Source organism: Flavobacterium sp. LHD-80 (assembly GCF_030929605.1).
Classification (GTDB): Bacteria; Bacteroidota; Bacteroidia; order Flavobacteriales; family Flavobacteriaceae; genus Flavobacterium.
In genome coordinates, this window is sequence record NZ_JAVFVS010000001.1 from 676,930 (window position 1) to 686,638 (window position 9,709).

The following is a 9,709-nucleotide window of genomic DNA, read 5'->3' on the forward strand; positions in this document are numbered from 1 at the left end:
TATGACGAATAAAAGCAAAAAAGTATTGTTTGTTTAAAATTAATCATTACTTTTGCACCCAATTTTAACAAATAAATATTGTATTTATGAATCATTATGAAACTGTTTTCATTTTAAATCCCGTTTTATCTGAGGTTCAGGTGAAGGAAACAGTAACGAAATTTGAAGAATTTCTTACTAGTAGAGGAGCTGAAATGGTATCGAAAGAGGATTGGGGTCTTAAAAAAATGGCTTACGAAATCCAAAACAAAAAAAGTGGTTTTTACCATTTATTCGAATTCAAAGTAGCTGGAGAAGTTCTTTTAGCTTTTGAAACTGAATTTAGACGTGACGAAAGAGTTATGCGTTTCTTAACTGTAAGTTTAGACAAACATGCTATTTCATGGGCGGAGAGAAGAAGAGCTAAATTAAAATCTACTAAAGCGTAATTATTATGTCTACAATTGAGCAATCTGCAAAAGGAAAAAAAGACGGAGATATCAGATATTTAACGCCTTTAAACATTGAAACTAACAAAACTAAAAAGTATTGCCGTTTCAAAAAATCAGGAATCAAATACATCGATTATAAAGATGCTGATTTCTTATTGAAATTCGTAAATGAGCAAGGAAAAATTCTTCCTCGTCGTTTAACTGGAACTTCATTAAAATACCAAAGAAAAGTTTCTGTAGCTGTAAAAAGAGCTCGTCACTTAGCTTTAATGCCATACGTGGCCGATTTATTAAAATAGTATAAAAAAAAATCTAGTCGCTGGTTTCTGTTTATCAGAACCTAACTTCTAAAATATAAGGACAACAACATGGAAATTATTTTAAAACAAGACGTACAAAACTTAGGATTTAAAGATGATGTAGTATCTGTAAAACCTGGTTACGGTCGTAACTTTTTAATTCCTCAAGGTTTTGCTACTTTAGCAACTCCTTCTGCTAAAAAAGTTTTAGCTGAAAACCTAAAACAAAGAGCACATAAAGAAGCTAAAGTTGTTGCTGATGCTAAAGCATTAGCTGAAACTTTAAAAGCTCTTGAAATTAAACTTACAGCAAAAGCTGGTGGAGAGAAACTTTTTGGTTCTATCACGAATATTGATATCGCTGAGGCTTTAGAGAAATCTGGAAATGCTATCGATAGAAAATTCATCACTAGTGGTATCGTTAAACGTACTGGAAAATACAATGCTTCAGTTCGTTTACACAGAGATGTAATCGTTGAATTAGCTTACGAAATTGTTGCTGAAAAGTAATAGTTTTAAAAACTATACAAAAATCCCGATGAAAATCGGGATTTTTTTGTTTAATAATATATTGATTAATAACAATTAGACTTATGGTTGGTAGTTTATAGCGTATTGCTTAAAGCTTGCAACGTAAAGCATAAAGCCTAAAATAAAATGAAATACGCAAGATTAACAAAAGAACAATTTGATGAGTTACATGCTGAATTTGCCAGCTTTTTAGCTACTCAGGCAATTGATAAAGCAGAGTGGGATTCTCTTAAAGAAAATAAACCGGAAGTTGCTGAACAAGAATTAGATGTTTTTTCAGATTTGATATGGGAAGGTGTTTTGTCTAGAGCTGAATTCTTAGAGCATTTCTCAAAGAATCATATTTTCTTGTTTCAATGTTTTGAAACTCATGTACAGTCAATTGTATTGAAATCATTAGTTCCTGAAACGGATTTTTTAACCCAGGAAGGTTTGCAATGGCTAAGCGACAATATGTTTACTGAAACTATTGAAATGAAAGTAGGTAAGAAAGTGTTCACGGAAGATCGTAATGCTTCTATTTTTGAATTGATTCAGCAGGGAGCTTTTTTAAGTGATGGACAATTGTTTAAACAGATCAATAGTATTATCGAATCTTAAACAAACTTTTTTATTTTTAAATACTAGTAAAAGATTAAACAAACTTGGTTTAGATTGTTTAATCTTTTTGTATTTTTTTAACATTTGTTTAATCTTTATTATTTTTTAAACCAAGTAGTTTTACGTGTTTATTTCTTAATTCTCATAATTTTGTGATTTTCGTTATAAGATTACGGGTTTTGGGGCTTTGATTTGTTTTAATGTTAAAATTCAATCGATTGAAATTAAATTATTGTAAGATAATACTTTAAAAAATAAAATTTAACACAAAACAAACGTTATTTTTACACTCATTATATAGTTACGGTTTTGCATTTAAAATGCGGTTTTTTCCTATGTTTTGGCGTGATTTGACCCTTTTTTCTGTTGCTGCCTTAGAAAAAAAATAAAATTATTTGATTGTATTTTGTTTTTATTTTCTATATTTTTGAAATAGAAATGTTAAACAAAACAGGTTGGTTTTTTATATAACAGTTGTTTCTTTATATTTTTACTATTGTTTTGTTTAATGTTTAGGTAGAAGATAAATAATAGATTTATCAAGTTTTTTTAAGTAACTTAATTAGCCTGTATATGGAATTGACAATTACTCTCATTATCAAGTTTGCATTAAGTGTTCAAGTTATTTTTATTTTATTTTTTGGCTCCTTTAATGCGTTAAGATTTGTTCGTCAAATTTCTTTTAATCCAATTTTAAATTCATTCCAAAAATATAATTCTTGCATTAGTTTATTTTCAAACCCCAATCGGCGGCTTTGTTAATGAATAATGCTTTATCGTGTTTGTTATTTTGATAGATCCGATATTGATTATTTAATTATATAACTGTTTCAATTTTTAGTATTTTCTAAATAAAAATCTTAGATAGTCTAATCAGCTACTTTTGATATTGAACCAGTAAAAAATTTAAAATTACCCCCCCCTTACATAACGTTAAAATTTTCTTTTATGAAAATTATGTTTCAAACAAATCACTTCGTCAGGAAGATTGGTCCAGATCAATATTTCCTAAACGTTTCGAGGGGTTTTATTCTTGATGGGTAAAAGCACTCTTTAGTATACATGAATATGTATCGCAGAATTTATTTTTTTTAATGAAATGAAGATTTAAAGTTCGGCCCCAAATGTTTTAAATTTCATTTTAACTATTTGAGTATTAATGTTTTTTAAAATTGCCTAAGCATACGTGCTTATCGCAACAGGTATTTTATTGTCCATTTTCTAATCTTCCAAATTATGAAAAAAAATTTTACTTTTTGTGATCTCTACATTGAGAAGAGATTATTAGGGCTATTATTTTTATTTCTATTATGCAGTAATGCTTTTGCACAGACTGTTTGTCGACCAGTGTCACAAACTAATAGTCAGGCGGGCTTATTGTGTATAGGCTTAGATGTAAACAGTCCTACTTTGGCCTATGATAATGATCCGGGCCTAACGACTTATGCAACTCTGCAAAATGCAGTCGGACTCCTTTGTATGGTCGAAGAGACCATGACATTGAACCAGACCGTAAGAGCTGGAGATGAAATTGTACTTTATTTAGGTACAGGAAATGGTTTGCTTGATGTTGGACTGCTATCTAATGTCTCCATTCAGACTAAGCTTTCTGGTACAGACGTGGGTCCAAGAGTGGCGCTTAACAGTCCAGTTTTGAATTTAAGTTTATTATCAGGCAATGCTATTGGAGAAGTGAGATATACAGTTCCAGGTGATGCAAATCAAGTACAAATTCAAGTTGGCGGACTTTTAAGCCTTCTTGTAAACTTAAGAATTTACGACGTTCGTCTAGATTTTGCAAAACCTACCGTTACAGGAGGTTTGAATCAGACGATTTGTTCTGGAACTTCAACGACGTTAACCGCGACACCTGTTGCGGGAACAACATTAGCGTGGTATAATTCAGCATCTTCTACAACAGCATTAGCTACAGGAAATTCATATGTAACTCCTAGCTTAACTGCAAACACTACATATTATATTGGAGTAACTCGAGTAGGAGGTTGTGAAGGAAATAATCGTGTACCGGTTGTGGTTAATGTTTCTAATCCTGTGGCACCTGCAATTAGCACTTCTGGAACCGCAGTATGTTCGAGCGGTGCGACGCAGCAAACTACATTGTCTTTAATTAACCCAATTCCGGGTACAACTTACAATTGGTATTCAACGTCAAGTGGCGGTACAATATTAGCTTCTGGAAATTCCTATTCTCCAACAGTTCCTGTTGGAACAACTAGTTTTTACGTAGAAGCTGTTATAGGAAGCTGTATAAGTCCAACTAGAGCTCAAGTCGATGTAGTCTCTAATCCAGTTCCTGCGGCGGCTTCTGCATTGACGCAAAGTGTAACGATTCAATCAGGTCAAAATGCCACTTTGAGCGCAACAACATCTGAAGCAGGTGTAACACTAAATTGGTACGATGTTGCAACGGGCGGTACAGCTATTGCAACAAATACTTCAACTTTTACAACACCTATATTAACTTCATCAAAAACCTACTACGTAGAAACGCAAAGTGCAGCAGGAGGTTGTGTAAGCGCTTCAAGAGTTCCAATTACTGTAAATGTAATTACTACTCCACTAGGTGGGTGTTTACTGGCAAACAGCCAACAAACAAGTTTAAACGGAATTTGCTTATTGTGCAGCAGTACAAATCCAGACAATTCTGTTGATGGAGATATTTCAACAGCAGCACGTTTGACTGTGCCAGTTGGTTTAATAAACGGATGGATTCAGCAAACATTGCAATTTAATAATCCAGGAAAAGCTGGTGATATTATAGATGTTGAATTAGAATTGCCTGGTGGCGTCCTTGATTTAAGTGTATTGAATTATATCAGTTTAGCGACATATAATGGAGCAACTTTTAATAATGATAGAATTTCTATAAATAATTTAGTAAGTGTTCAATTATTAGGAGGAAATCGTTTTAGAGCAAGTATCACTGCAGGTGCAAATTTTGACCGAGTGGAGGTTCGCTTAGGCGGTTTAGCTTCAGTATTGACAAGTTTAGATATTTATCAAGCAAGTTATAGATATAGCGATCCAAATGTTACTGGAAATAAAATTATTTGCAGTGGACAAAATACAACACTAACTGCAGGCCTTGCTGTTGGAGAAACCGTTAATTGGTATTCTGCAGCCACAGGCGGTACTTCACTGGCAGGTACTGCAGCTTTTGTTACACCAAATTTAACAGCTGATACAACATATTGGGCTGAAATTACTAGAAATGGCTGTGTAAACAGTGTACGTTTTGCAGTACCAATAACAGTTAACAATCCGGTTGCTGCAACACTTACGGCAGGTTCTTTAACTATTTGTGAAGGAAAGTCGGCAACCATTACTATTCAGTCTCCAGTTGCGGGAACAACTTATAATTGGTACGATGCCGCAACGGGTGGAAATTTATTGTCTACAGGAACTTCTTTTTCAACACCAGTTTTAACAGGTTCAACAAATTATTATGTTGAATCAGTAATTGGAAGTTGTTCTAGTCCAACACGTACGCAAGCATCTGTTACTGTTAATCCGTCGCCTGCAGTACCAACTGTGGCTTCTTCAACAGTAATTATTCCTTCAGGACAAGTTGTTACTTTACAAGTTTCAAACCCGATTGCAGGTGTCGCTTATGACTGGTACGATGTTGCAACAGGAGGAACAGCCTTAGTGACAGACAATCCGAGTTATACGCCAAGCCCAGCTTTAACAGCAGATAAATCATTTTATATTGAAGCAAGAAGCACTTCAAATTGTGTTAGCGCATCAAGAGCAGTAATAAATGTTGTAGTAACGCCTGTGACACCAATTACTTCTTGTTTACGAGCAATTTCGCAGGTAACTTCAAGAGGAGGATTGACAGGTTGTCTTCTTTGTTCGTCTGCTAATGATGGCTTTTCTGTTGATGCCGATGACACAAATTTTGCGAGACTTTCAGTTCCGGTAGGATTAGTTGATGATTATATGCAACAAATGCTTACTTTTTCAACTTCAGGAAAAGCAGGAGATATTATAGATGTTGAATTAGGAATTCCAGGCGGCATTGCTGATGTTAGTGCTCTATCCTATATAACTTTAAGAAGTTATAATGGAGGAACACCAAATGGTGATCTAAATAATATTGGAGCATTAGTAAATGTTCAATTATTAGGAGGAGAACGTTTTAAAGCAAGCTTTGTGGCAGCTGGTGATTTTACGGCTGTAGAAATTCGATTAGGCGGAATCGCAACGTTGCTTACTAATTTAGATATCTATGGCGCTTCGTTCAGATATAAAGAAGCTACTATTACAGGTGCATCTTCGCCAATTTGTTCAGGTACATCTACACTTTTAACCGCATCAACTACAGCTGGTGATACAATCAATTGGTATGATGTTGCCAGCGGAGGTACAGCTTTGGCAACAAATACAGCTACTTATGACACAGGTAATTTAACTGCGTCAAAAACATATTATATTGAAGCTGTTCGTGGTGGAACTTGTATAAACAGTGTTCGCCAGCCAGTAACAGTAACCGTATTGCCTTTATCAGTTGAGGCAGATATTACTATCGCAAGTCCAATAGTATCGTCTTGTGCTGGAACGGCTGTTTTGGCTCCAACTTCTGGCTTAACTGGTGCACAGTTTAAATATTACACTGACCAGTCAAAAGCACAAGAAATCATCACAGGATCTACAGTTGCTGGACAAACAGGAGTAACTTTCTCAAAAGATGGATCAACTGGAGCGCTAACAATTAGCGGATTAGCTTCAGGCGCATCTTATACATATTATATCGCTGTCGGAAATGCAACAAGCTGTGACAATGCAGCAAATACGTTGAAGTCTGTTGTTGTTAATTTCCCAGCAACTTCTACAACTTTGGCTGTAACATCGCCATTAGTTGCCTGTGGAAGTGCGAACTTAAAAAATGCAATTACCACATTGGATACAACGGGTAATACAACTTATACATTTTTTGATCCTTCAGATGTGGTTATGACAGATGAAGCGGCAATGAACATAATAATTAGTGGTGCTTACTCAATTCAGGCTCAAATCAACGGAGATGATTGTCCATCGGCAAAACAGCCAGTAACAGTGACAGTTAATCCGTTGCCAAGCTTGACAGTTGACCCTGCTCAATCTGTAGCTCAAGGTACAAATGTTACGCTAAATGCGATTTCAAACGGTACATTGGCTTGGTATGATCCACAGGGAGTTGCATTGGCAGGACCTCCTTTTACAACAGGCGCACTGAATGTTCCAGGAATTTATACTTATACAGTTGTAGCAACTTTGGGAAGCTGTTCAGTAACAGGAACGCTTTCAATTAATGTTAAAGATCCGGACAATTGTCAATCATTAACTGACAGAGTATATGCGAATGCACAAAGTTGGAGTTCAATTGTAACTGGAGGTGTTTCTAATGGAGCAAACGCAGTTGATGGAAACCCTCAGACATTCTCAACTATCACTACAGGAGTTGGACTTTTAGGAATTGGTACAACTTGGCAAGATTTAACTTGGCCAACAAATATTGTAAAAGGAACTCCAGTAACCGTTAAGCTTGGTTCTGAATACAGCGGATTAGGCGTTGCGCAGGGAGTTTCAGTCATTGGAAGAAAAGCTGGAGTTGATATCGGAGTATTGCAATCTGTTTCAGGAGCATTATTGAATGTTCTTCCAGGCGATAATGCTTATGAGTTTACATTTGTTCCTTCAAATGCAGCGGGTCCGCAAGATTATGATGGAATCAGAATTGTTTCGGGAGCGGTTTTGAGTGTTGCTCAAAACACAAAAGTATATGAAGCTTATTATAAAAAATCGGTTACGACTGCAACTTGTACTCCAGGAGACATTCAGGATATATTTTACGGAACGACTGATTTAGGACTTCCTGTAGGAGCATTAACTTCTACTGTAGGAGTGAGCGATGCATGGAATGTAGCTGATAATGATATTACTACTTATGCAACAATGTACAGTGGAGTTGGCGCTCTTGCAGCGGCTGATTTAACAGTGCAGTTTAAAACGCCTTCTATAGTGAGCGATACTTTAAGAATTGTAATTTCAAAACCTGCAGTTCTTTTGAATGTTAATTTATTAACCGGGTTTACTATTCAGCGTTATTTAGGGAACGTTGCAGTAGGGGCTCCGATTCAAAATACAAGTACATTATTAAGTCTAAAATTATTATCTGCCAATACCATGGCGATGGTTTTAGTTTCTTCTCCAACAGAATCTTACGATAGAGTACGAATTCGTTTTGGCGGAGTAGCGGGAGTTTTAGAATTCTTAAGAGTTCATACTGTTGAACGTGTAGCAAATACATCGGTCATTGGAGGTGGAACGACTAATAAAGTAACGGTCTGTCCCGGAAGTGATGTAACATTGCAAATTCCAGAAGAAGCTTGTTCTACTAATGTTTGGTATGATGCACCTACTGGAGGTTCAATAGTTGCAACTGGGCCTACATACACAATTCCGTCTACTTTAGCGGCAGGAACATATAAATATTATATTCAGCCAGTTCGTTATGGTTGTGAAGCAATGACAAGAGGAGAAGTTACAGTTGAAGTTAAAGTATCTAGTCCAGAAAATCTTTTGACAGATATTACTTTAAACGGAGCAGCTTCGACTACAATTTGTGCGCCAACAGGAACAGTGACTTTAGCTACAACATTAACTGCTACAGGAACGATAACAAATCCTGTTTATCATTGGTATAAATTTGACGGAACAACCAGCCAGCCAGTTGCAGGAGCAACAGGTCCTTCATTAACGGTTATTGGTTTAACGCCAGGAACTTATACTTACTTTGTTGGATTCAGTTCAGATGAATATTGTGAAACTGCTGAAGGTGACAGAAAACAAATAACTTTTACAATATTGAGACCATCTGATCAAAATGATCTATCGGTAGATGATGTAACAGTTTGCCACGATTTATCGGCTTCTTTAACTCCAGTTGCAGCAGCTTTGACAAATCCTGTATTTACTTGGTATCTTGATGCCAATAAAACACAGCCTATAGCAGATGGAGATACTAATGGTGGCATTACTTATGCAATCAGTTCAGCAGGAGTATTAACTGTTTCAGGATTAACACTTGCAATGGGACCAGTTTCTTATTATGTTGCAGTTTCAAGCGATACGACTTGTGAAAATTTAGCAGGAACACTTCAAGAAGGAACTATAACACTTACAGATCCAGGAACTCCAACGACTACAGATGATACACAAGATTTTTGTTTAATCGATGTGCCAACTGTTGCCAATATACAAGTAAATGAAGCAAATGTGGTTTGGTACTCCGTTTCAACAGGTGGAACAGCAATTGATCCAACAACTGCTTTGGCCGATGGAATTTACTATGGATCAATTAAAGATCCTTTAACAAGCTGCGAAAGTTCGGTTCGATTAGCAGTTACAATAAAAGTAAATGATCCGGGAACACCTACAATTACAGATACGGATCAGGAATTCTGTTTAGTTGATGCACCAACATTTGCAAGTATTCAAGTAAGTACTGCAAATCCAGCAAATATAGTTTGGTACACTGCTGTAACTGGTGGAACAGTAATTCCATCAACAACGGCTTTAACAACAGGAACTTATTATGCAACAGTTCACGATCCCGTAACCAATTGTGAAAGTGCTCAAAGATTAGCTGTTAATATCAGTGTAACTGACCCATTGACACCTACAACTACAGATAATACACAAGATTTCTGTTTAATTACTGCGCCAACGGTTGCTAGTATCCAAGTAAATGAAGCAAATGTGGTTTGGTACACAGCTTCAACAGGCGGAACAGCAATTGCTTCAACAACAGCTTTAGCGAGCGGTGATTATTACGGAGCAATA

The 9,709-nt window shown here is 35.9% G+C and carries 4 protein-coding genes and 1 pseudogene; all 5 read left to right on the forward strand.

Annotated elements, in window-relative coordinates:
• Positions 1 to 86 precede the first annotated feature (86 nt).
• Positions 87 to 428, forward strand: a complete 342-nt coding sequence (rpsF, locus tag RB619_RS02965; RefSeq protein ID WP_068842999.1) for a 30S ribosomal protein S6 — start codon at positions 87 to 89, stop codon at positions 426 to 428.
• A 5-nt stretch (positions 429 to 433) separates the two neighbouring features.
• Positions 434 to 730: a 30S ribosomal protein S18 gene (rpsR, locus tag RB619_RS02970; RefSeq protein WP_002987043.1), complete on the forward strand. Its 297-nt coding sequence runs from the start codon at positions 434 to 436 to the stop codon at positions 728 to 730.
• A gap of 69 nt (positions 731 to 799) precedes the next feature.
• Positions 800 to 1,240 carry a 50S ribosomal protein L9 gene (rplI, locus tag RB619_RS02975; protein ID WP_089052249.1) on the forward strand — a complete coding sequence of 147 codons (441 nt, stop codon included), beginning with the start codon at positions 800 to 802 and terminating at the stop codon, positions 1,238 to 1,240.
• Positions 1,241 to 1,387: 147 nt separating this feature from the next.
• Positions 1,388 to 1,861 (forward strand): DUF6495 family protein, encoded by a 474-nt coding sequence (locus RB619_RS02980; RefSeq protein WP_308093956.1) that lies wholly within the window; start codon positions 1,388 to 1,390, stop codon positions 1,859 to 1,861.
• 1,236 nt (positions 1,862 to 3,097) lie between these two features.
• Positions 3,098 to 9,709: pseudogene (locus tag RB619_RS02985) on the forward strand (hypothetical protein); the annotation flags it as partial.

Bases quoted from the DNA above. Each gene is read 5' to 3' on its own strand.
- rplI (WP_089052249.1), top strand. From the start codon at position 800: ATGGAAATTATTTTAAAACAAGACGTACAAAACTTAGGATTTAAAGAT.
- rpsR (WP_002987043.1), top strand. From the start codon at position 434: ATGTCTACAATTGAGCAATCTGCAAAAGGAAAAAAAGACGGAGATATC.
- RB619_RS02980 (WP_308093956.1), top strand. From the start codon at position 1,388: ATGAAATACGCAAGATTAACAAAAGAACAATTTGATGAGTTACATGCT.
- rpsF (WP_068842999.1), top strand. From the start codon at position 87: ATGAATCATTATGAAACTGTTTTCATTTTAAATCCCGTTTTATCTGAG.